The following is a 23,852-nucleotide window of genomic DNA, read 5'->3' as shown; positions in this document are numbered from 1 at the left end:
CTTCATAATCTCTTTTTCCAATGGCAATATCCTCTTACTATACCCTATATACACTCACCGGTCTAATCTATCTCAATAATAGGTTGTGAATAGACTCATTCAACATCATTACATTCGTTCTATAAGATAAGAAACATAATACATCTTCTCAATAACACTGCTATCTATTATGTCGGTATCAAATCTAATAATTAAACTCCATAAGCTGTGGGCTTATATAGATTCTGCTTTTCACTTTTTATACCATTATAAGTCTCTGAACCTGCCCATCACTATCGTGTCATAATACTGTCCATCCGCATGTCTACGATCCTTTTTAAAATACCTTCGTTCTCGAAGCCACTCTTTTGGTATAACTCGATTGCCTTTTCATTGGATGCCAGCACGTTCAACGTCATCTTCTCTAAACCAGTCTGGTCTGCCCATTCTATCGACTTCTCTAACAAGTTCTTGCCAATCCCATGCCCCCAGAACTCTCGGGCTACACACACGCCGAACTCAACTTTATGGCAAAAGCGCTTCAGCTCTGTACCTTCACATCGGGAGTATCCCACAATCTCACCCGCTACTACAGCAACAAGGAACAGATTCCGTGACTTCTCAGTGTCCAAATGGATGATCCGCCTAAACCCGGCTGCGTCGATATACGCCTCGCCCTCTTCACGATCCATGTTCTCGGTTTCCCCATCGATTTGTACACGTAGTGAAGACAAGGCCTCAGCATCCTTTTCCTCTGCCGATCTAATGGAGTAAGATAAGCCTTTAATGTAATTTTCCTGCTGATCGATCATCATAAGAACCATACCTCCTCTTCCACTTTGTATAATTACTATACCTGTTTCGCTCTACCCCACCTCAGACGGACTCTTGCCCGTAAGCATTTTGAACACCTGGCTGAAATACGTCGCATTACGGAACCCCGTCATCTCGCTCACCTCATATACCATGTAATGTCCCGACTGCAACAGTTCCAACGCTCTCTGAATTCGGTACCCGTTCAAATAACTCACGAAATTCTCACCGGTCACCCTTTTGAACAGTTGGCTCAGATACTTCGGATGTACGAACAGCCCCTTGGCTATCGCTTCAAAACTAATCTCTTCGGCGTAATGAAGCTCTACATACTGTTTCACCTGCTCGATAAGTTTATTGCTTTTCTTCTCACCCATCTCCTTGCGTATCTGTTCCAGCCAATCGCAGATAATACGATCCATCCAGCTTACCAGATCATGTAAAGCATATTTCGATTGAATTTCACGCAGAAAATCACTCATCGCCAGCGGTGGCGCTAACATAGGGTGAAGTCGGTTCCAGCTATGCATCAACGTGTCAAACAGACTGACGGCCACCACCTGTACATCCTGTATCCCAACACAGTTGCCCTCTTTCAACAAAAGCCGAATATGATGCCATACCTCTTCCGCCAGATCAGGTCTGATATCCGTCCAAGCCTCATTCCATTGACGAAGTAATAGCGAATAATCGGTCACACTTGGTTCTGTATCCTCTGACGCTTCATAGTGGTAGATACGACTTCCACCTTGAAACTCTGCTGTTTCCACCGCTTCCCTGCTCTCCAGATAAGAATCTATCACCTCACATGGGTGACTTTTGGATCTTCCTATTCCAGCACTCACTTCAATTTTCAGATACGTAAAGATCTGATCCATCATCCTCTCCACGAGTGGCAGGCATTCCTCCAGATGATCTTTATCTCCTAATAGAAGCAACACAAATACCTGATCCGAATAATCAACAATCTCTACCTGACCATTCATGCGCGCCGCTTGCTCCTTCACCGTCTCCTGAATAATATCGGCCGCCCCATAGCGGAGAAGCTGCCAATCCCGTTCTTTCATCCGTGTCAAAAATACGGGGCGATTCAGTTGCAGACTAATGGCGCGTGTCTGTGAGGACATATGAATGCCTATATAGTCCATGCGTTCTTTAGGCAGTTCCTCTGCCCGATATCGCGTAGTCAGCAGTTCGTGAAGGAATTGTTTGCGCAAATAAGGAAGCACCCGTCCAACCTCCTGCTTGTACGTCCGCTCCAGCCGCTCATGCCGCTCCCGCACATCTTGTTCCAGTAATACCTCCCGCAGCACAGACTCAATCTCCTCAACCTCTGCCGGCTTCAGCAAAAAGTGATTCACCCCCCAGCGCATGGCTGCCCGGGCGTTCTCGAATTCGTCATATCCACTAAGAATGATGATCGGCAGGTGGGGATGATCACGTCGCAACGTCTGTGTGATCTCAAGCCCGGTCATCCCCGGTAGATAGACGTCAGTCATAACGACATCTGGATTCATGCGGTGAAACAACTCCAGCGCATCCAAGCCATTGGAAGCAGTGCCTGCAATGCTGAGGCCCAGAGAAGGCCAATCGATATGATCTGTTAACGCCTTTACAATATGAGGATCGTCATCAACAAGCATAATGGTCTTCATCATTTTTCACCGTCCAGCCATAGATTTAATTGCTCGTCGGTCTCAATACGCGGCAGCGTAATGGTCACTTCCACGCCACCTGACTCTCTATCGCTCAGTTGAACGCCATATCTCTTCCCGCAATAAAGCTGAATGCGCTGATGTACATTCCGTACACCGATACCACACGTCTCTTCGAGTTTCCACCCCTCTGGCAAACCCCGCCCATTATCCGTGATACGAATGACGATATCCTGATGCGGGCCTTCCACTTCGTGCATATGCACCTGAATTCGAAGTGTGCCTTCTTCAGGGTGCCCGTGCATAACGGCATTTTCGATAAAGGGCTGCAAAATGATTTTGGGAATGTAACAACCGCGAGTATGCGGATCGATCTGCTCCTGATATTGAATGGAAAACGGTAGCCGCTCTGACTGTATGTTGACGTAGCAACGGGCATGTTCCAACTCATCACGAACCCGTATAAACAATCTCCCTCCACTCAGTCCGATCCGTAACAGCTTACTCAGTTGTACAATCATGCGACTGATATCCTTGGCTTCGTAATCAAGTGCGCGCCAGTGGATCATGTCGAGGGTATTGTATAAAAAATGGGGTTTGATCTGGGCCTCAAGCAAGCCCGTCTGGGCTTCACGCTTGGCCCGGCTCTCATCCTTCACCTGTTCCATCAGCGTCGTGAGCTGTGAAGCCATGTGATTAAAGCCATAAGCCAAATGGGCATATTCCTCCGTAAACGAAAGTTGGACCCGGGTATCGAAGTCCCCTTTCTCCAGTTGTCTCATTCGCTTGATTAATTGTCGCAAAGGCCGGATGATCCGCCTTACAAACAGGTACGCCAGCACAGCCGAGCATAATAGTCCCAGCACGGCGATGCCAAGGATCTGCCAGCCCGCTTGTCTGAGCGGAGATAACAGTGTATATACCGGAATAGTCTGTACGAGACGCCACTGAAGCATGGCTGGCCTGGAGTACAGCACCAATTGAGCACCTCCGGGTTGGCCGGAAACTACTTCGTACCCGTCTGCACCATGCTGGACATGTTCCTGAATCCATGCACTATCTATAATAGAAGAAGATGAATTTACAGCTTCACCCGTTTCTTGAATTGTACTTGCTTCATTTCTTCTATCCGCTCGTTCCTTCTCCCCTGCTGGATCAACTCTCCCCATCTGCATTACGACATTACCAGCCGTATCTACCAACAGGACTTTTCCATCAAGCACCATGGGTACATCGGCAAACCTGCGTACGATGTCCGCTCTACTCAGTCGAATGAGCACATAAGCAACCGTTCCACCACGACTGTCGAAAATCCGTTGGGCGTATCCGACCAGGGATTGGCCAGATTCGTTCTCACGCAGCGGAACCCAAGCCGCATCAGCCTTTTCCAGCGTAGCAAACCAAGAGTCATGTGCGATGGTGTCCACCGGAAATATGCGATCAGCCATAGTCACTGTCACTTCATTGAAGACATCCGTATACAGTTCGATGGAAGTGATGCCTTCACTCACGACCATGGTATGATCCAGGATTCGAGAGACCTCTCTCCGCTGGTGAATCTGTGCAAGTCTGCCCGTATCAGCCGTTTCGAGCAAATTGGACAGCTCCCGATTGCTTGCCAAACCATATGCGGTTCCTGTTACCCCTGTGATGAAATCAAATCCCCGACGTGTGCTTTCGTTCAGAAGAGCCAGGCGTGCTTTGCTAATCTCGGCAAAGGTGACTGCTGAGAAAGACTGATATGCCAGCCAGACCACAACCGAGACGAGCAGGAGGTTAAACGCAATAAAGCAAGTCACCATCAATGTGGAGAGCTTGCTTTGTTGCAGCTTTTGATTAATAAATGAAGACCATCTTCCTTTCCTCATGGAAAAATCAACTCGTTTCGTCTTGGAATTACCCTTTGAGCCCAGAGGTCGCGATTCCTTCCACGAAGTACTTTTGACACACGATAAATACGATAAAACATGGCACCAGCGACAACACCGACATGGCAAACGTCGGGCCCCAATCGGATTGAGAGCTGGAATCAAGGAACAGGCGCAGACCTAGCGGCACGGTGTATTTGCTAACGTCACTCAGGTAGATCAACTGACTGAAGAAGTCGTCCCATGTCCACAAGAACGTAAAGATCATCGTGGTAACCAATGCTGGGAAAGCCAGTGGAATGATGATTTGGGTGTATATTTTCACAGGACCACATCCATCGATGGTGGCCGCCTCATCCAGCTCTTTAGGCAATCCCCGGAAGAACTGTACCATGAGAAAAATGAAGAAGGCATCTGTCGCCAGCCATTTTGGCACCACAAGCGGCAGATACGTATTCACCCACTCCAGGTGGTTGAAGAGAATATACTGCGGGATCAGCGTCACATGATGGGGCAGCATGATCGTCATGAGCATCAGGCCAAAGCAAATGGCTTTGAAACGAAAATTCAGTCGGGCGAAGGCATACGCCGCCATAGAGCAGGAAATCACATTGCCCAGCACCGCGCCAAGCGATAGAACGACAGAGTTAGTTAGAAACCGGGAGAACGGGTTGCCCTGAATTCCCGACCAGCCATTCATGTAATTTTGCCAATTCCATTCCTGTGGCCAGAACCAGGTCTCTGTAAAGATCATATGTCCCGGTTTGAATGAGCTGCCCAGCATCCAGAGGATCGGGTAGAGCATGACAAAGGCGATGCCTGAGATTAACACATGTTTGCTGACGACCCATGCTGTAGAGTTCCGTTGTCCAATCATGATTTCCCACCATCCTCATAGTGCACCCACAGCTTGCTGCTGCGGAATACGAGCAATGTAAATACGCCAATCAGGATGACCAGCACCCAGGCCATCGCAGAAGCATAACCCATCTGAAAGAATGAGAATCCTTTTTTGTACAGATACAGAGAGTACATTAAGGTTGAGTTCACTGGCCCTCCGCTACCGTTACTGATGACAAAAGCCTGTGTGAACGATTGAAAGGACGTAATCAGCTGCATGACGAGATTGAAGAAGATAACGGGTGACAGAATTGGCAACGTTATATAGAAGAATCTCCGCAGAGGGCCTGCACCATCTACCGCTGAGGCTTCATCATACTCGGGTGGAATCTGCTTCAGGCCTGCCAGGAAAATAATCATCGACGATCCGAACTGCCACACGGATAACAGGACAATGGAGTACAGAGCATATTTCGGATTCGCTACCCAATCGGGCGCTTTAATGCCTACCATGGCAAGAACACTATTGAGTAGCCCGTCCCCACCCAGCATTTTACGCCACAACATCGCAATCGCCACGCTACCTCCAAGCAATGTCGGGATGTAATACACTGTCCGATAAATACCTAATCCTCGAATCCCTTTGTTGAGCAACAGCGCTACCAGCAGCGCGAAAATCAATTTGACCGGTACGGATACAGCGACATACGTGAATGTGACTTTGAGCGACTGAGTGAACAGTTTATCCGATGTAAACATCGTGGTGTAGTTGTCCAGACCGACCCAGGAAGGGGCGGCCAGGATACTGTAATCGGTGAACGAAATGTACAAGGATACCAACATTGGACCTAAGGTGAGAAATAACAATCCGACAAGCCAAGGGGCGAGAAATAGAAGTGCGGCTCCATTATGCGCATATCTTCGTTTGACCCGCCGGGTAGTTACACGCTCGATTCGGGCTTGACTGACCTGTGATGTCGTCATCTTCGCAACCTCCCCGCAGAATTAGAAGTCTGAGACAGTTTCAATTATTATTGACTCGATCCAAGCGTAGCCTTGGCTCCTTCAATAAACTGGGCAATGACATCTGGAGTATTGCCTTGACCGAAGGCGATTTGCTCGCTTGCGCTTTTGAAACTTGTGTCCACTTCAGCAAATCCTTGCGGGTATGGTGGGTCAATCTCGCTGGAGTTCTTCGATACAGTATCAATAAATTGGAAAATGGTTTGCTCCGCTTCCGGCAGCGTAGGCTGCATCTGTTCACGAATGCTTGAGTTAACCGGCACACCACGTTCAGAACCAAGAATAGCGGTTGCTTCTGGATCGTTAACCATGAAATCAATGAACATGGCAACTTCCTTCGGATGTTTGGTTTTGCCATAACCGGAGAGGAACTGGCCTGGTTTCAGGTATTCACCGATTTGCTTTTCACCTACACCATGCGGAAGAACTTGTATGCCAAGCTTATGATCCTGGTTTTTGTTCACCTGCTGGAATGTCAGCAATTGATTGGACCATGCAAAGTCCATGGCGGCTGTGCCCAGTGAGATCGGTCGTGTCTCCAGCGCATTGGTTGTGGATGCCGTTATCTCCGCTGTAGTCACTCCACCATTCTCGCGTAGTGCGCTCCACATATCGAACCATTGCTGAAGCTCCTCGCTGGTAGCGGTCATTGTGCCACCATCAAACAATCCTTTCCCGGATTGCCGAATAAACACTTCAAACATGTTCGTTGTACCGGAAATGTCTGCAGATCCATAGAACCCCTCACCTTTGGCTGCGGCGATCTTGGTCGCAATATCCCCAAAATCCTTCCATGTCCAACTCTCTTGTGGTTCTTCGATACCTAATTCCTGAAATACGGTGGCGTCATATATGACACCTGGTGCGTTAACTCCGAGGGTAATCGCATATAATTTATCGTCAATTGATCCGGCTGTAATCATGCTCTGATCATGATCCTCTGTCCGCAGCTCTTTACTCTCTGCAAACGGAGTCAGGTCAAGCAAGGCACCACGCCGGGCAAAGTCAGTCAAAAAGGCGTAATCCATCTGGATGATATCTGGTGCATTTGAACCAGCTACCTGTGTAGTCAACTTGTCAAAGTAACCGTCCCAACCGGAATATTCAGGCTTAATGGTGATTCCCGGATGTTTCTCTTCAAACAATTGGATCACTTTGGTCGTCAGATCATGTCTGGTCTGTGATCCCCACCAAGTCATGCGCAGTTCAATCTTGCCTGAAGAGTCTCCTTCATTTTCACTTGCTTCACCAGAAGAAGCCGGCTTATCGGAGGCCCCTCCCGAACAGGCTGTAGCGAACAATAACAGGGACAGGCAGAACAGGGTTACCCACTTTTTTGTAATCATCATAAATGAATTTCCTCCCCTTCTTGCATTTATGGAATCGCTTACAAAACCTATTGTATCGGTCTATTACTGTACATGACATAAACAAAAGTAAGCTTTCCTGTCAAAAAAGTAAGGAGTTACAGGAATCAAAAACCACCAGGAATGATATTCCCGGCGGTGATGATCCCGTCTCAAATATGATTACGGATATACAACCGTATTACGTGGAGCAGAAGACTGTTGTATAGAAACGATAGTATGAAAATCAGACCCCGGCGGTCTGTCAGGAATGTGAGACGGCAGGTGAAGACACCCTGTGTTCAGCCAGATGTTTCTTCATTTTTGCTACTTCAGTTCCTGCCAGCATCATAATGCCTATTCCGTGATTGTCATTGGTAACGGTACGCAAGTCCTGATCATAATACTCTGCCGTAAACGCATATCGTGATCCGCTACACACGCCATGCACACTCCCTTGACGATCAATGGCTTTGCAGATAAGTCCCTTCCAAGCCCGCTCGGCAGCTGTGACGTAAACTTCAGGGTCTTTGAACCAGCCAAAGCGTACACCTCTCGCAAAACCATAGGCAAACATCGCCGTGCAGGAGGCTTCTTCATACGTCTGCGGAACATTCAACACCTGATGCCACAACCCGCTTTCCCCTTGAAGCGCTGCGTACCCCTCACACAGCTCATTGAAGAAATCTATTAAGGCTGGGCGCTCGGGATGCTCTGTTGGCAAAGCTTCCAATACCTCTGTCAAGGAAAACAGTGTCCAGCCATTTCCCCGTCCCCATGGAATCTGCGTTGCCTGTCCGTATTTGAAATCATACACATGGGACATGATCTTGAACTCAGGCATAAACAGATACTTCCGATACAGTGAAAATTGTCTGGCGGCTTCATCCAATGCGGCTGAGTTGCCTGTCACCCGTGCATAACGAACGAGAAACGGCGTGCTCATATAGAGGTCATCTGCCCACATGGTATTCTCGGCATACTCCCCTACACATGTGCGATAAAATGCACCATCCTCCTGCCGTTCCAGGCGGGAAAGCATGAAATCTGCAATCCGTTCAGCAATCGGAAGAAACGTTGGTTCATGACACTCTGAATACGCTTCTAGCATGGCCGAACCAAAAGAACCACAGTTATCCAGCATTTTCAGCATGACCAATTGTTGATTGACTGCCGGGAAACCATACTGCTCCCGATCCCATAAGGAGTATTCATACATCTGGGTACATGCCTGCACATGCTCAGCCGCATAACGTGTAATGTCCGGTCTTTGCAAATAACGCCCCGTCCGTAATAGACCATATACAGTGACACCCAATGGATAATCCCAGCGACCATAATTGGTCACACTGCCCACTGTCCATTTGTTGCTTAACATCGCGTTCTCATAATAAGGTCTGATCCAAGCATCCGGTCGATCTAAGCGCCAATATGTCTGTCCTTTCCCCGTTTGATACACTCGGTCCGTTCGAGTCAGATCCTGCAAATCGGGTTCAACCTCCGACTCAAAAGGGCCAACATATAACCAAGACTCTCCATTAGCTCCGTGCACACGCTGAGGAAGTTCCAGTGAGAGCGGCTTGCCCGACACGGTTGCGTTCAAATTAAAATGCCAAGGTCCCGCCGTATCGTCATATTCACTTCGGACAAGCAGGTCATTCCGTCCAAACGGGACTGGTACATCCACCTCGAACGGACCCGCTTCCTTCACTTGCGCCACAGGCTTGCCGCTAATCCATATACTTAGAGAACCGGAGGATTGACCTGACAATCGCACCGCATTCCCGGTTGAATCGTTATTATTCAGATGAGTCCAAGCATAAGCATGCCGACCAGGAAGATGCCCGTATATTCGTTCGAAAGCTGGCTTGGTTTTATCTTCATCAGACCAGCCTGTCTCAGGCAGCCAGTTCAAGCTATAGTCTGATTCTTTTCCAAGTAGGTCCGGTTGCTTACTCGCAGCCGGGTTCGGTTGGGAGAACACCCACCCTGCTTGTCCCTGTCTCTCCTGAAACGGCGCAAATACGTTCAGAATACGCACTTTACCTTCATCTGACCCAAATTGGCAGCCAAATCCGGCAGGGGTGTTTTTCATTTCCAGCCAAATGGTGTTCCATCCAGGCTTGATATCGATGCTGAGCTTCACTGTTGCGTCTGGACTAATCTCATCCATTACGGTTGAGCGATAGACCATCTGCTCATTGAAATAGAAACGAACAGGCCCATAACAGCGGACCAGTACATCCAGGTTTCGGTCCTCGTCCCCCCAAACCAGTGCAGCTGCGTAGGATATATGGTCTTTAGATGCATCAGGAAAGCGTTTACCTAAATTCAGATCATAAAGCCCTTTTTCATTTTGCAAAATACCAGACTTCTGGAATACCCGATATACAAAATCAGCCTGCGCATTGGCTCCAATATACCTCTCGGCCAGTACCTTCAACACCTGATCCTGATCTTCTCCAAATCGGTAATACATGCTCTGTGGTTCACTGAAATAGGTCGTCATCGATGGCACACATCCCTCTCACGTTGAAATAACATCTTATCCGAAATAAAACGTTCGCCTGGGCAGGCCAGATCCGTATTCTGCTGTCACAGCTTCCGGGGATATAGCGCTTAACCTCCGTAAGAAATTCCCTTGCCCTGAACGTTAATACCTTCTAGTTTACTCAGACACCAATTAATAATCCCAGTATAACTGACATGTTCTATGGTGGCTACAGATTTTTGATTACGCTTTCAAAAAATCAGGAAATTCGGTTTTCACTTCGCCAATTACACCTTCATTGGGACATTAATTCAAAAAAACGGAAAATGTTACCGATATAGAAACTATATATGTTGAACTAATCATTTACACAGAAACGTAGAGGACAGAAAAAACTGAAAAAGCGAAGCGTTCGCCTAAAAGATTTCTGAAAGAAAGCTGCATCGTAAGCATACGCTATCACCGGATTTTTCCCTTGAGAAAAGGGAATCAAAAAAATCTGGGGATAACAGCGATTGGAAGGTTATTCTGTCATCGGAGTGTACGTGTGAATATATCTTTAGTTCAGCTTATATAGATTGAAAAATTCCACTTTTTGTATCGGGAAGGAAAGATGCACATTGAATACTCTTGAATCTCTGGTAAATGCTATGCCTTTTGTTAGCCAAATGTTCCGTGACGACATATCCATATCCATTAATGATCATGAGAAAGTATTGTATTTTTCCGAAGCAAAAAGTCTGGAGATTGGCGTGAAGGTTGGGGATGAGCTGCATGATGATTATAAACATTTCAAAATGCTGACTAACAGAGATTCCCGTACCGTGGCACGCATGCCTGGTGATCTGCAGGGCAGACCTTTTGATGCCATTCTAATCCCTATTAAAGAGAACGATCAGGTCGTGGGTATATTGGGTGTGAACTACGCACTGGATAGTCACATGACACTGGAAACGCTGATCCGTGAAAATGAAACTACCATTAATGCGCTCGTCGGTGGCATTCAGCAGATTGCGGCACATTCCGAAGAACTCTCCGCGACATCGGAAGAGATTCTGCGCAACTCCAAAAAAGCTTCAGAGAACTCCGTCAGTGTGTCTAAAGTAACAAACGTCATTCGTGAAGTATCGGAACAAACCAATCTGCTTGGACTCAACGCCATGATAGAGGCAGCTCGTGTGGGCGATCAAGGAGCAGGATTCGGTGTGGTTGCCAGTGAGGTACGCAAACTGTCGGATCATACGAAGCAAGCAGCAGCTGATATTGAATCATCACTCGGCAGTGTACAAGATTCCATGAAACATATGGAGCAAGAGATCGGTCAGATTACAACCGCAACAGTGGATCAGGCCAAGCTTGTTACCGAGTTCATGGAAAGTATCGAACAGCTTAGCGAGACAAGCGCGAATCTGAAAAAGTTTGTACATCAGATGCTGGCGCTCGAATAACAATACAGTTCCACAACAGAAAGAACAAACGATATGAAATGTACATAGAAAATGATTTAGAATGTGAAAATCCTCCGACGACTTCCCTTTGCAGGAAGTCAGCGGAGGCTTTGTTTTGTATTTGCGGTGATATCACCTTTATGGTTTGTGGTCACACGACTGTTATATCTCTACAGCGACGCCAAAATGGTCAGACACGACTGGCCCGTTTTTACCGTTCAAGACCACGGTGGAAGACTTCGCCTGAATGGGACGATTGGAGAAAATATAGTCGATCCGCAGATCGCGTTTGTTATCTGCCCAGCCGGCAATGGCCTTCACCACAGTTGCTCCTTCATCCTTTTGCAATGCTGTGGTGTACAGGTCATTCCAACCTTTGCTCATCATATAATCATAGCCTTCTCCACGCACTTCCGCGACATTATTAAAATCACCCATTATATATAATGGCTGATCCATGTAAGGGGCAAGCTTGCTCTCCGTCAACTCCCACTGTCCTTTGAAAGGTTCCTGATCATCATCCCACCAGTTATAGTGTCCGTTCACAAACCAGGTCGCTTCGCCTTGGACAACCGTCTGGATCCCCACAATCTTGCGTGTACGATAGTTGTTATAATCCCGCATGTGGGACACGTATTCCCCAAAAGCCTGCGTAATCGGCGTCCGGCTAAGGATTGCCAGTCCTTCATCGTATTTTTGAAACCCGACATGCGCGGGAATCCACGTCCAGTAATATTGTTCTGTCAGCTGCTGAAGCAGGACATAGGCATAGTTGTCTTTTTTAATCACTGCATCGGGTTCAGTAGCATAATACATCTTCAGTTCTTCTTCAGAAAGCGCGACTTCCTGCATCGATTGGTTGACCTCCTGCATGGAGATCACATCGAATTGATGTGTATTAATAAAATCAGCCAGCTGACTGATCTTGTTCAGTTGATCCTCTTCCGCCCAAGCGTGTGTGTTTAACGTAAGTATTTTCATATGCTCTCTCCTGTTGTTTGTAGTATAGCCGTTTCCCCGGCCTGCATCGTTCCTGAAAGGAATACATACCATAAGCATACACAATATGGGGCAATCATGCATTCCGTCCGCTATCAGAACCGACGTGTTCATCCTGATTCCTGTTGGTCTAAAATAACTTCAAATTCTTCATAACCCATGCACGGATTGGCTCATAACTGATATGATGGATACATCAAATTTACAACATCACGTCATAGACGTGGTGATTACTGAACCTATGTTTACCCCAGGAGATGGAATGATGAACATACCGAATAACATGAGGATGGATGATGCGCAGTGGCAACAGTTGATCAGGCAGGTTGCAGAGCATTTTAATAACCTGACGATCATGCGCGGATTCCAATATTATAAACAGAAACGTGTCGGACCATTAACCTATTCCGAACAACAAGGGATTTCGGCCGTTGTACAAGGATCGGAAGAGTACGAGGTCACACTAAGCATGCAATCTCTGTCTACCAGTCATTGTACCTGCCCGGTGAGTTCCGTATGCAAACATATGACAGCTGTATTGATGAGTTATGCTGAGCAACTGGAGCGACCTGTCCATGCCATTGTGAATGCACACTCCAGTACTGCGCTCAAACAAACGACCAAACCCGTCGGGGCCATGTCCGCAGGACTATCCAGCTACACAGAAGCCGATGAACAACAGGAGACGAACATTCCGGACAACCAATACAGCCAGATCAAGGAACGTGCAACAGAGCTTGCTGATCTCGAAATCTCGGAATGGCACGAACTATTCCACTCATGTCTGAGACGGCTGGGGACTGGCACAGCAAGCACATCCTACGTACAGGAAGCAACGGACGAGCTGTATGCCATTAAACCAAGGCTGAACGCTGCGATGGACCAACTTTTTGAACTACATGTGCAGTTGCACCTCATCCGATTCTGCGTGCCGCCGGCTCGTAATTCAATCACTCATACCCCCGTGTACTTGAGCTACCCTGCCCAGCTCGCGGTGGATGCACTTCTGAAAGACATTGAACGGATCTTTAACCATCCGCTAGACCTGTCAGGTCTAAAGGGAAACAAGCTTGAACAACTTTGGAACAGACTGGCCGAAACCTCGGCTTATTTACGCAAACAGATGATGCCTGAGACAGCCAGCATGATGTTCTTCACTCCGATCTATCGACAACTGTGGTTGAACTGGATCGTACCTCAGCTGCAAGGGTCGCGGGACATGTTAGTGTCGGAACAGGCCATCTTAGATGATATAGAACGCAATATAACCGCCGCTTCGTCACCTTCCCAGTCAGGTGGGAGTGTCTTGGGTAGCGCTCAAAATAATGGAAGTAGTAGTGATAGACCAGGCAAAGCCGTAACACTGCCTTTACCACTCATACTCGCGCAGAGCTGGATGCACTTCCATCTGGGGCAAGATGATCAGGCATGGCAGCGACTCATCCATGGAAGCTCGGCCTACGGCTTCCCGCCAGAACAACTGTTGCATTTTCTCCATGTACTCGCAGATTCGGCTGAATGGAAGCGACTTGGGGATTGGTTGGTACAACTTGGCCCCCTTCTGGCGAATCGGCGTAATACACCTTTGAATGATTACATGCATCTATGGGATACGGCCATTCAACATCTGCCCGATGCAGAGAACCGTATGTGGGACACGCTTGTCAGTATGCTTCCCCACTCCCGCCCCGCCTACGAGGATGCTATGCATTCGCGTGGACAGTGGCGCAGATGGATTGATTTTCAGCTGAGTACGGGAACGGAACCTCTGGAATTCCGCGTAGCGATGCTGCAACCAATCGAAAAAGATGCACCTGAGCTGCTGCTTCCCTTCTATCATCAGGCAGTGGAGCGTTATATCGGACACAAAAACAGGGACGGATACAAAGCAGCGGTGAAGCTGTTGAAACGTCTGTCCAAAATCTATAAAAAAATGAAGCAAGAAGCGCACTGGGAGCAATTCATCACCACACTCGCCGTTCGTAACAGTCGGCTGCGCGCCCTGCAGGAAGAGCTTCGGAAAGGTAAACTGATCTCATGAGCTTAATTCATCCTTACACTGAAACGATTGAGGTTCACGTCGCTTTAACCGGATATGGCGATGCTTTGTTTTACGGAGCACTCAACACACACCACTTTGTATCGGGACAGTCGCTTAAGCAGCGATTGTTCGCCTGGCATGTGCCTTCCTTCTACGGTACCGAACTGGAAGTTCGGCAGATCGAGGAGATTGAGCTGGTTGTTCTGCCTGCGGAAGAAGTGATTCCCTTTTTTGCCGAGATGCATACTCTGCTTCATATTGAATGGAAGTGGGACGAGCAAGCGGAACATCTGATTCGACTAGCTCCAGCACTGGCATCCTCCATAGAGAAACGAAAATACCTACCTAGCTTCGAGGCATACCGTGCAGGACAGCTTCAGTGGACCTGGGACCCGGATAGCTTGAAAAAGCAGGAGCGGGCATCGCTTACCAAGGCGATTCAACAGACCGACGAGAGTTATGCCGAAGGACTGGGGGCGGCTTACTCCGCCTTTGTGTTCCAGCGCTGGTACAGTTCGGAGGAAGCGGCAACCGATCTGCGACGTGAATTCCCGCAGTTGTTCCCAGAGCGCGGCACTCTACCCAAGACAGCCGGGATGGATGCTCAGTCCTGGCTCGTATCCATTGGCTGGAAAGCAGATGCCGCACCATTCAGACCCATGCTGCAATTGCAGGAGCCGGACGAGGATGAGCCATCTTGGCGGCTGCGATTGGTGTTGCAGAACAAGCTGGATGCCGCTGTATTGGTGCCCGTCATGCTGGATTCACGGGGCAGACTTGAAGGTGAATGGCCAGAGGTATGGACACCGTTCATTCTGGATCGCTCGGTCGGATGGCTGGATCAGCTGCGTGCACATCTGCCGCGTCTCGGAAGCTCCATTAGTGGTAGGCGGGATGTGCTGAGTGATCCTTTGGGAGATCAGGAAGCCTGGCAGTTCCTGACGCAGGATAGCGGCAGGTTGCTCGCAGCGGGCTGGCAAGTTCTGCTACCTGGTTGGTGGGAAGCAGCCCGTAAGAAGAAACCAAAGCTGCGTGCTAAGGTGCAGCCGGAGGAAGGCAGTGAACGGGGACAGTCGTTCTTTGGACTGGACTCGATTATTCATTTTGACTGGCGAATTGCGATTGGTGACACCGATCTCAGCGAAGATGAGTTCGCCGACCTTGTTGCCCGTAATGAACGACTGGTTCGCTTCCGTGGAGAATGGGTTCCTCTCGACCCCGACCTGCTGGAACAGATACGTCGTGCCATGGGCGGTGTAGATCGGGAACAGGGACTCTCATTCCAGGATATTCTGCACCTGCATCTGCTGCACAATGAGCAACGGGAATATCGCAACCAGAAATGGAAGGAAGGACAACAAACCGAGGAAGAGCAGCAACCACAGGATGATCAGAACATTCGGCTGGAAGTAGAACTGAATGAGCACCTGAACCGGGTTATTGCACAACTCGGGGGCGGACAAGGCGGCGCACCTTCCCTGCCCATTCCGACAGGGCTTCATGCCGAGCTGCGATCGTATCAGAAGGAAGGTTTTGCATGGCTTGGTTTCCTGCGCAGATTCGGACTTGGGGCATGTCTTGCTGATGATATGGGTCTCGGGAAAACCATTCAGTTCATCACGTATCTGTTACACATCAAGGATCATGAACCACGTAAGCCGGGACAAGCCCCGGTACTTCTGATCTGCCCAACTTCCGTACTGGGCAACTGGCAAAAGGAAATTAGCCGCTTCGCACCCTCCATTAATATCAGTCTGCATTATGGCGCACGCCGATTAAGTGGAGAAGAATTCCGGGAGCAGACCGAGCAGGTGGATATTATTATCACGTCCTTTGCTACGGCTACACTGGATCAAGAGATGTTACAAACCTACACCTGGTCATGCATCTGTCTCGATGAAGCGCAGAATATCAAAAACGCTCAGACCAAACAGTCCTTGGCGGTCCGCAGTTTCCCGGCGAAACACCGCATTGCCATGACAGGTACGCCGATCGAGAATCGGTTGTCCGAGCTGTGGTCGATCTATGACTTTATCAATCCAGGATATCTGGGCAGCGGACGGGCATTCCAGACTCGCTTTATCAGTGCTATAGAGAAAGACAAGGATGAGCAACGGATGCAGGATCTGCAGCAATTGGTGAAACCATTCATGCTGCGCCGGAAGAAAAAAGATCCAAATATCCAGCTCGATCTGCCGGACAAAAACGAGATGAAGACCTACATTCACCTGACGGGCGAACAAAGTGCTTTGTATGACCAGTCCGTACAGGCCCTGATGGATAAAATGAAAGAACTGGAAGGTATCAAGCGCAAAGGTGCAATTTTATCAGCTTTAACCCAGCTTAAACAGTTGTGTGATCACCCTCTGCTGTTAACGAAAGAAGCTTTGCCGGAGGAACTGCCTGAAGACGGTGCACTAACATCTGCTTATGACGTGTACAGCCCACAGGATATGGCGATGCTGATTAGTCGCTCCGCGAAGCTGGAACGACTGATGGAACTTGTCCGCGAATTACGGGACGAGGGCGAGCGATGCCTAATTTTCACCCAATACATCGGTATGGGTCAGATGCTGCAACAGGTACTGCGTCAGGAGTTGCAGGAACCTGTGTTGTATCTGCACGGGGGGACCTCCAAAACGGCACGGGATCGTATGATTGAGGAATTCCAATACCGTACATTGCCTGAGGATAAGCAACCGTCCGTCTTCATTCTGTCCATCAAGGCAGGCGGTGTGGGATTGAATCTGACCGCAGCCAACCATGTGTTCCATTTTGACCGCTGGTGGAACCCTGCTGTTGAGAATCAAGCCACCGACAGAGCTTATCGGATGGGTCAGACCAAGGATGTTCAGGTGCATAAGTTCATCTCTCTTGGCACATTAGAGGAGCGGATCGACGAGATGTTGGAGAGCAAACAGCAGCTCAGCGATAACATCATCACAAGCTCCGAGAACTGGATTACCGAATTGTCCACGGATGAGTTGCAGGATCTGTTCACTCGGCGTCGTGATTGGTCGGGCTAACTTGGATTGAAGAAAACAGTATACAGACTGGGTCCACACCCGGATTAGATGAGATATATCATAAAAAAGAGAAATACAAAAAGAGCGAAGTTTCGGAATTTGAATTCCGACTTCGCTCTTTTTGTATTGTTGCAGCAGTTAATCATCCGTTCTTAACGCATGTTACCGATGATGGATGATCTTGAATCTTGCATTTTTTTTACAAAGTTTGTCATTACATCAAATGCTTCATTGCGCTTGTTGGACATGGACTGCAAACGAAGCATGTCCATCTGTTGGGAGTTGCCCGCTGCATCAATTTGGCCTTTCAGCTTTTGAACAGCTGCTTCATCCCCATTTTGCTGGGCTATCTGCAATTGAGAGTTCAAATCTGCGATCTGTTGATTACGGTTCTGTACCTCCTGGATTTGCATTTGCAGTTGGACATCCAATAATTTGGTACGTTCGCTCTGAACCATCATCAAAGCTGTTTCGATATCCATACTGCTGCTGATGTTGATCGGTGTTACGCTAGAGATGTTGGAGACTGAAACTGTGCTCGCTGAAGCTGAAGAGACGATGGATACTGCAGCAACGGCAGCAACTACGGTTGAAGCGAAAAATTTGCCTGAACGTTTCATGAATGTTCCTCCAAGTATATATGTAATATGTACCAGTTTTTCGTTGGCATCTTCCGCCATTCTAAATCAAAAGAACTAGTTGTTCAATCAAATTAACATCAAATTTGAATTAATTTCGATATCGCTTACACACGCCTACCTCCGCTTACAAATTGAGTAAATTAAGTTGGGCATAATAAGTAAAAATGCATTCTTAAGAGCATATTTACTAGTAGGTTGTTCTTTTCATCTCCGCTTGAAAGTAAAATTGGAGATCGACGATACGTTCATGATTTTACTTTGAAAAATAGTTATGTTATATTTAATAATATATTTTACACAATTTAATTTTGTGATATTTAATATAAATTGATGTTATATACTTTATGGGAGGTTTTTTATATGAAAAAGATACTGGTTGTTCTAACAAATGTAGATAAGTACGCAACGAAGGACGAGCCTACTGGCTTGTGGCTGAGCGAAGCAACTCACTTTATTGAAGAGTTTGACCATAATGACAATGTTCAGATCGATCTGGTTAGCCCTAAAGGTGGGAACGTACCTCTTGATCCGAAAAGTCTGGGCGACTCTCTGGATGAAAGCACCAAAGCCTATTTCGAGAACGAAACGTTCATGAATCAATTGAAAAATACGCTGAAACCTAGCGAAGTGAATGCAAGTGACTACGATGCGATCTACTTCACAGGCGGTCACGGTACAATGTGGGATTTCCCGGACAATGCTGAACTTCAAGAGCTTTCTCGTGATATCTATGAAAAAGGTGGCGTTGTATCTGGCGTGTGCCACGGGGTTACAGCCTTGCTGAACGTGAAGCTGTCCAACGGTCTGCTTTTGATCAACGACAAAACCGTTTCCGGCTTTACGAATGAAGAAGAAACATTGGCTCAACAAACCGAGTATGTTCCTTTCCTATTGGAAGATGCTTTGAGAGAACGTGCTGCACAATACGATAAAGCAGCTGCCTTCAGCTCTTATGTCACAACAGATGGCCGCGTGGTCACAGGACAGAATCCGCAATCTAGCAAAGCTGTAGCTGAAAGTGTTAAACAACTGCTGGGTCTGTAAAATAAACCGATCGATCCCTCTCCTCCCCCAGGAGATCATATAGATGTACAAAGCAAAACAGCACGTGATCCGTCATAATCTGACAGAACACATGCTGTTTTTTTCTAGTGATTTGTCGAAGCAGAAGCTTCCGTTGCTGTTCCTCCAGCCAGACGTTTCACGATATAAGGCACGGTCACCGACGTCAGGATCACGGCAAACGCAATCTGAGCGATAGCTGTGTCCACATATGGCGCATACGCCGGATTGAACCCGGCAACCATCGAAGGCACCACCATGGACAATCCAGCAACCGAACATGTCGCAGCCGCTGCGTAACCGGGCCGTCTTAGTATCGCGCGATCGATTCCAATTAGCGGTAGCATGCAGATCAGCAAAAATAACACCGTGACCAACAAACCGGACAGACTGGACTGAAATGCAATACGCAGATCAATATTGGACCCGAAGCTGGTACCTAGAAAAGGTAGTAGAATCAGTGTTCCCGGAGCGAACATCTTCTGTATGTTGCTATCCAGGTTACCAAGCAGTATCCCGATCAAGAAAGGTACTAGTGTAGCAAATACACTGAGATAATCGATACCGACGCCGCTTGCCGAATTCAATATCATGACCGGAATAACCGGTACGGCGATCAGATTCAGAATGCCAAACGCAGCACGATCCACATCATCTCCATACGTGTTCATCAAGGCCAGATATAATCCTGGATTACAACTGGTCAGAACGGCAATGAAGGCTACCGCAGAAACTCCCCCGACCCCACTTATGCCAAAAAAGTGTACAAACGCCCATCCGAACAGGCAGCTGATGAGGATGCGTGAAATACAGAGCACCCCTGCTCTCTTCAAGGTCACCAGAAGCTGTGACAAGTTGAGTTGTGTTCCTGATATCAGTAAAATCATGCCGATCAGCACCATGGTACCTTTCGATGTGAACAGCGCTGTTGTTGGATCTCCGATCTGAAAAAACGATGGAAACACCGTGTTGATGACCGCGGCGACCAGCATGGGAACAATCAGCAAGCCGCCGGGTATTTTTTTGATACGACCCAGAATGTTCATGATGCGTTACAGTTCTGCTCCGTTGGTACGGATCACATTCTGATACCAGAAGAAGGAATCCTTACGATATCTTTTCAGCGTACCATTCCCATAGTCGTCCTGATCCACATAGATAAATCCGTACCGTTTGCTCATCTCGGAAGTCCCTGAACTGATCATGTCGATGGGCCCCCACATCGTGTATCCCAACACTTCGACCCCATCGGCAATGGCGAGTCCCATTTGTTCGATATGTTTGCTCAGAAAATCAATCCGGTAAGGATCGTTGATCGTTCCATCTTCATTCAGTTTATCGTAGAAACCTGAGCTATTCTCCAGAATAAAGACAGGCTTTTGATACCGATCATAGACGAGATTCAGCGTATACCGCAGGCCAATGGGATCAATCTGCCAACCCCACTCGTTAGCGGGCAGATGCGGGTTTTTATATACGCTGTGTACATTGCCTGCCGTTAGTTCGAGTTGTTCGGTATCACTACTGGAAATCATCGAGTTGTAATACGACATCCCTACAAAATCAGCCGTGTGCGCGCAAATGCTATCCAGATCGCCGTCCTCGATATTCAGCTGGATCTCCTTGTTTTTGAAATACGTTTTACTATAGTAAGGGTACTCGCCTTTATTGAGCACATCGAGATAGAACTGATTTTTCATCTGATCATCCTGTTGCATCTGGAGTGCGTCCTCCGGCTTGCAAGTGTAAGGATACGTTGTAAAATAAGCCACCATACTTCCGATCTGGTTATTCGGATCAATCTCATGAGCCATCTTGGTTGCTCTGGATGCAGCTACAAATTGATGATGCAACCCCTGGAACAACATTTCCTCATAATTTGGAGCATCATAATCAATGATTCCCAGCGTTTTGGCCGATGCTTTCACGCTCATGTTGATCTCGTTGAATGTCACCCAATATTTCACTTTGCCCTTGTAGCGATTGAACAGCACATCACAATAGTTCACATACAGATCGATCAGCTTGCGGTTATACCATCCTCCGAACTTGTCCATCAGTACAATTGGCGTATCAAAGTGACTGATGGTGATCAAGGGCTCCATACCGTGTTTAAGACATTCATCAATAACCTGATCATAGAACTCTAATGCCTTTTCATTCGGAGTAGCATCGTCGCCACCCGGGAATACTCTGGCCCATGAAATCGAATAACGGAATACTTTGAAGCCCATCTCAGCAAACAAGGCGATATCCTCACGGAAAGAATGATAAAAATCAATTCCCCGGCGCTTCGGATATTTAACTGTATCCTGGTCATTCCTGGCCTCTTCAATCATCTCCCAATTCACTCTGATCTGCTTGGTCACTTTGCGGTCGTTCTTCTCGTTAAATTTCATAACTTCAGGGATGGTCAGACTCTTGCCGTCCACATTATAAGCTCCCTCGGCCTGACAGGCAGACAGTGCACCGCCCCATAAAAAATCTTTTGGAAAATTGGAATTTGTCATTTTAGTTTCCTCCTGTTATTACGTGTTATTAAGACCATCTAGCTTGTAACTTGTAGCTTAATGAAAAGATGAGCAGTTCTTACGGAATCAGCTTGATCAAAGGTTCACTCTCCCGGATCGGGCCGCTGGTCGCTGTAGTCAGCACATCTCCATACTGTTGCATGTTGGTTACCACAATCGATGTAATGGTGTTATAACCTGCTGACGTAATGCCCTCCGGATCAAAATCAACCAATAAATCCCCTGCCTTGATTGTCTGTCCTTGTTCGATATGAGCGTTAAAATATTTCCCTTTCAGACTGACGGTATCCACCCCGATATGAATCAGGATCTCGACACCATTCGCTGCCTTCAAACCGATGGCATGTTTGGTGCGATAAAGCGCCTCAACTACTCCGTCAAATGGAGCGTATACCTTGCCATCTGTCGGAACGATTGCAATGCCTTTACCCATCAACTCTTGGGCAAACGCCTGATCTTCCACCTCAGAGATCGGTTTGATCTCCCCTGTCATTGGACTAACGATAAGCATGTCAGAAGATGTGGATGTCTGTGATGGCACTGACTCCGGAGTAGTGTCCGTTGCAACTGCCGCCTGATTGCTATTTACTTTATTCGTAGCTTGCTGCTTTGATTTATTTCCATCTGTATCTTCCTTGATGCCAGCCAATAGCGTGAACACAAACCCGAGTACAACTGCGGCAATACAACCAATAACGACATACATGTAACGATCTGATGTATACGTACCAATTGCCAATACACCTGGCAGTGAAATTGCATTCGCTGTTGTATGCACCAAGCTGTAGAATCCACCGACTAATCCACCTGCCAGGCAACCTGCGAAAAAGGGACGTTTATATTTGAGCGTAACACCATAGATCGCCGGCTCAGTAATCCCGAACAAAGCGGTGAATCCACTTGAAGCAGCTGCTGATTTCATCGTTTTACTCTTCGTCAGTACAAACACACCGAAGGCTGCTCCAGCCTGAGCCAAATTCGCTGCCAGTGCTGTTGGTAACAGCACGGTTGCACCAAGTGTAGCCACTTGTTGAACCTGAATCGGCATGATTGTATAGTGCATACCAAACATGACCATGATCGGTTTGAAAAATCCAAGAATCGCACCAGCAAGAACACCTGCTGTTGAGAACAATGAGTTGATGCCATTGGTCAACCAGTCACCGATATATGATCCTACTGGGCCAAGCACGATTAGTTCCAGTGGAATCATAATGAACAAAACAATCATCGGAGTGAGCAGGACCTGCAGAAACTTGGGAATCACTCGATTGACGATCGGATACACATAACTCATAATCCATACCGCCAGAATGATTGGAATGACGGAAGAGGAATATTTCATCAGCAGAATCGGCATGCCGAGAAAATCAATACTGTTTACACCCGTCTCAGCAATCTGAGCCACAGCGTTCAAAATGGTTGGATGCATTAGTCCCGCAGCAAGAGCTACCGCCAAATAGGGATTGGTTTTGAAACGATTTGCTGCACTGACAGCCAGGAAGAATGGCATGAAGTAGAAAATGCAGTCCCCGATCATGTTAATGATCGTCAGGAAACCGGAGCCTTCCAGGTAACCCATGGCAGTTATAACGGTAGCCAAACACTTGATCATCCCGCAACCAACAAGTGCTGGCAGAACAGGGGTGAATATACCTGCGATGGTTTCAAGCACTACGTTGACGGGATTACGTCTCTTTTTCGGTCCACTGTCTGTAGACTCCGTAAGCTCGCCAATCTTGTCAGAAGTTAAATTCTTCACTTCACTGTATACCGCGTCTACTTTGGCACCGATAACAACCTGAACCTGTCCACCGGAATTTTGTGCCTTGAGCACACCTTCGAGCTGATCCAGCGCCTTGAGGTCTGCTTTGTTATCATCCTTTAATACGAATCTCAAACGGGTTGCACAGTGTGTCAGACCCGATATATTTTGCTCGCCGCCAACGAGATCAAGTACGTTTTTAGCCAAGTCTTTGTTGTTCATGACCCTTCTCCTCTACATGAATAAATTGGATATATAAAAAATGACCAAGCCGGGGAATCGTCATTCCCTACGCTTGGTCATGCCTGATCGAATCAGTAACAG

At 47.5% G+C, this 23,852-nt stretch carries 15 protein-coding genes and 1 pseudogene; 4 read left to right on the top strand and 12 right to left on the bottom strand.

What is annotated here, in order from left to right:
* Positions 1 to 246: 246 nt before the first annotated feature.
* The 7 genes and pseudogenes from BS614_RS04825 to BS614_RS04795 form a co-directional block, all read right to left on the bottom strand.
* Positions 247 to 794: pseudogene (locus BS614_RS04825) on the bottom strand (GNAT family N-acetyltransferase).
* Between the two features lie 51 nt (positions 795 to 845).
* Entirely contained in the window at positions 846 to 2,450 is a 1,605-nt protein-coding gene (locus BS614_RS04820; protein ID WP_074093110.1) for a response regulator, read from the bottom strand.
* Positions 2,447 to 4,315 carry a cache domain-containing sensor histidine kinase gene (locus BS614_RS04815; RefSeq protein WP_074093109.1) on the bottom strand — a complete coding sequence of 623 codons (1,869 nt, stop codon included), beginning with the start codon at positions 4,313 to 4,315 and terminating at the stop codon, positions 2,447 to 2,449. Before BS614_RS04815 ends, BS614_RS04820 begins: the two co-directional genes overlap by 4 nt.
* A gap of 28 nt (positions 4,316 to 4,343) precedes the next feature.
* A complete protein-coding gene (locus tag BS614_RS04810; protein WP_074093108.1) occupies positions 4,344 to 5,192 on the bottom strand; it encodes a carbohydrate ABC transporter permease in 849 nt (282 codons plus the stop codon).
* Positions 5,189 to 6,139 carry a carbohydrate ABC transporter permease gene (locus BS614_RS04805; RefSeq protein ID WP_244898266.1) on the bottom strand — a complete coding sequence of 317 codons (951 nt, stop codon included), beginning with the start codon at positions 6,137 to 6,139 and terminating at the stop codon, positions 5,189 to 5,191. The genes BS614_RS04810 and BS614_RS04805 overlap by 4 nt, the downstream gene beginning before the upstream one ends.
* A gap of 47 nt (positions 6,140 to 6,186) precedes the next feature.
* Positions 6,187 to 7,527, bottom strand: coding sequence for an ABC transporter substrate-binding protein (locus BS614_RS04800; RefSeq protein ID WP_074093107.1), 1,341 nt, complete (start codon positions 7,525 to 7,527; stop codon positions 6,187 to 6,189).
* Positions 7,528 to 7,789: 262 nt separating this feature from the next.
* Entirely contained in the window at positions 7,790 to 10,033 is a 2,244-nt protein-coding gene (locus tag BS614_RS04795) for a glycoside hydrolase family 88/105 protein (protein WP_074093106.1), read from the bottom strand.
* Between the two features lie 602 nt (positions 10,034 to 10,635).
* Here BS614_RS04795 and BS614_RS04790 point away from each other — a divergent pair.
* Entirely contained in the window at positions 10,636 to 11,463 is an 828-nt protein-coding gene (locus BS614_RS04790; RefSeq protein WP_017691152.1) for a methyl-accepting chemotaxis protein, read from the top strand.
* Between the two features lie 162 nt (positions 11,464 to 11,625).
* On the opposite strand, the gene BS614_RS04785 is transcribed toward BS614_RS04790, so the two are convergent.
* On the bottom strand, positions 11,626 to 12,444 hold the full coding sequence (locus BS614_RS04785) for an endonuclease/exonuclease/phosphatase family protein (protein ID WP_074093105.1): 819 nt from the start codon (positions 12,442 to 12,444) through the stop codon (positions 11,626 to 11,628).
* A 280-nt stretch (positions 12,445 to 12,724) separates the two neighbouring features.
* Here BS614_RS04785 and BS614_RS04780 point away from each other — a divergent pair, with 280 nt between their 5' ends.
* Together BS614_RS04780 and BS614_RS04775 are read left to right on the top strand one after the other, a co-directional pair.
* Positions 12,725 to 14,503, top strand: a complete 1,779-nt coding sequence (locus BS614_RS04780) for an SWIM zinc finger family protein (RefSeq protein ID WP_074093104.1) — start codon at positions 12,725 to 12,727, stop codon at positions 14,501 to 14,503.
* Positions 14,504 to 14,508: 5 nt separating this feature from the next.
* Positions 14,509 to 17,529 (top strand): DEAD/DEAH box helicase, encoded by a 3,021-nt coding sequence (locus BS614_RS04775; RefSeq protein WP_157116281.1) that lies wholly within the window; start codon positions 14,509 to 14,511, stop codon positions 17,527 to 17,529.
* A gap of 152 nt (positions 17,530 to 17,681) precedes the next feature.
* Here BS614_RS04775 and BS614_RS04770 read toward each other — a convergent pair whose 3' ends face one another.
* The gene (locus BS614_RS04770) at positions 17,682 to 18,149 is read right to left on the bottom strand and encodes a hypothetical protein (protein WP_074093102.1); all 468 of its coding nucleotides are present in this window, start codon (positions 18,147 to 18,149) and stop codon (positions 17,682 to 17,684) included.
* Positions 18,150 to 18,530: 381 nt separating this feature from the next.
* Here BS614_RS04770 and BS614_RS04765 point away from each other — a divergent pair, with 381 nt between their 5' ends.
* Complete coding sequence (locus tag BS614_RS04765) at positions 18,531 to 19,214, top strand: type 1 glutamine amidotransferase domain-containing protein (RefSeq protein ID WP_074093101.1); 684 nt, start codon at positions 18,531 to 18,533, stop codon at positions 19,212 to 19,214.
* A gap of 104 nt (positions 19,215 to 19,318) precedes the next feature.
* Here BS614_RS04765 and BS614_RS04760 read toward each other — a convergent pair whose 3' ends face one another.
* The 3 genes from BS614_RS04760 to BS614_RS04750 form a co-directional block, all read right to left on the bottom strand.
* Positions 19,319 to 20,278: a 2-keto-3-deoxygluconate permease gene (locus BS614_RS04760; RefSeq protein WP_074093100.1), complete on the bottom strand. Its 960-nt coding sequence runs from the start codon at positions 20,276 to 20,278 to the stop codon at positions 19,319 to 19,321.
* A gap of 6 nt (positions 20,279 to 20,284) precedes the next feature.
* A complete protein-coding gene (locus BS614_RS04755) occupies positions 20,285 to 21,742 on the bottom strand; it encodes a glycoside hydrolase family 1 protein (protein WP_074093099.1) in 1,458 nt (485 codons plus the stop codon).
* 79 nt (positions 21,743 to 21,821) lie between these two features.
* A complete protein-coding gene (locus tag BS614_RS04750; RefSeq protein WP_074093098.1) occupies positions 21,822 to 23,750 on the bottom strand; it encodes a beta-glucoside-specific PTS transporter subunit IIABC in 1,929 nt (642 codons plus the stop codon).
* Positions 23,751 to 23,852: the final 102 nt, after the last annotated feature.

Source organism: Paenibacillus xylanexedens, from assembly GCF_001908275.1.
Lineage (GTDB): Bacteria > Bacillota > Bacilli > Paenibacillales > Paenibacillaceae > Paenibacillus > Paenibacillus xylanexedens_A.
The sequence above is the reverse complement of the archived record's forward strand: the minus strand, read 5'-3'. Positions and strand labels throughout refer to the sequence as shown.

Coding starts and splice junctions, on each gene's coding strand:
- BS614_RS04820 (WP_074093110.1), bottom strand. CDS start 2,450: ATGATGAAGACCATTATGCTTGTTGATGACGATCCTCATATTGTAAAG.
- BS614_RS04815 (WP_074093109.1), bottom strand. CDS start 4,315: ATGAGGAAAGGAAGATGGTCTTCATTTATTAATCAAAAGCTGCAACAA.
- BS614_RS04810 (WP_074093108.1), bottom strand. CDS start 5,192: ATGATTGGACAACGGAACTCTACAGCATGGGTCGTCAGCAAACATGTG.
- BS614_RS04805 (WP_244898266.1), bottom strand. CDS start 6,139: ATGACGACATCACAGGTCAGTCAAGCCCGAATCGAGCGTGTAACTACC.
- BS614_RS04800 (WP_074093107.1), bottom strand. CDS start 7,527: ATGATGATTACAAAAAAGTGGGTAACCCTGTTCTGCCTGTCCCTGTTA.
- BS614_RS04795 (WP_074093106.1), bottom strand. CDS start 10,033: ATGACGACCTATTTCAGTGAACCACAGAGCATGTATTACCGATTTGGA.
- BS614_RS04785 (WP_074093105.1), bottom strand. CDS start 12,444: ATGAAAATACTTACGTTAAACACACACGCTTGGGCGGAAGAGGATCAA.
- BS614_RS04780 (WP_074093104.1), top strand. CDS start 12,725: ATGATGAACATACCGAATAACATGAGGATGGATGATGCGCAGTGGCAA.
- BS614_RS04770 (WP_074093102.1), bottom strand. CDS start 18,149: ATGAAACGTTCAGGCAAATTTTTCGCTTCAACCGTAGTTGCTGCCGTT.
- BS614_RS04765 (WP_074093101.1), top strand. CDS start 18,531: ATGAAAAAGATACTGGTTGTTCTAACAAATGTAGATAAGTACGCAACG.
- BS614_RS04760 (WP_074093100.1), bottom strand. CDS start 20,278: ATGAACATTCTGGGTCGTATCAAAAAAATACCCGGCGGCTTGCTGATT.
- BS614_RS04755 (WP_074093099.1), bottom strand. CDS start 21,742: ATGACAAATTCCAATTTTCCAAAAGATTTTTTATGGGGCGGTGCACTG.
- BS614_RS04750 (WP_074093098.1), bottom strand. CDS start 23,750: ATGAACAACAAAGACTTGGCTAAAAACGTACTTGATCTCGTTGGCGGC.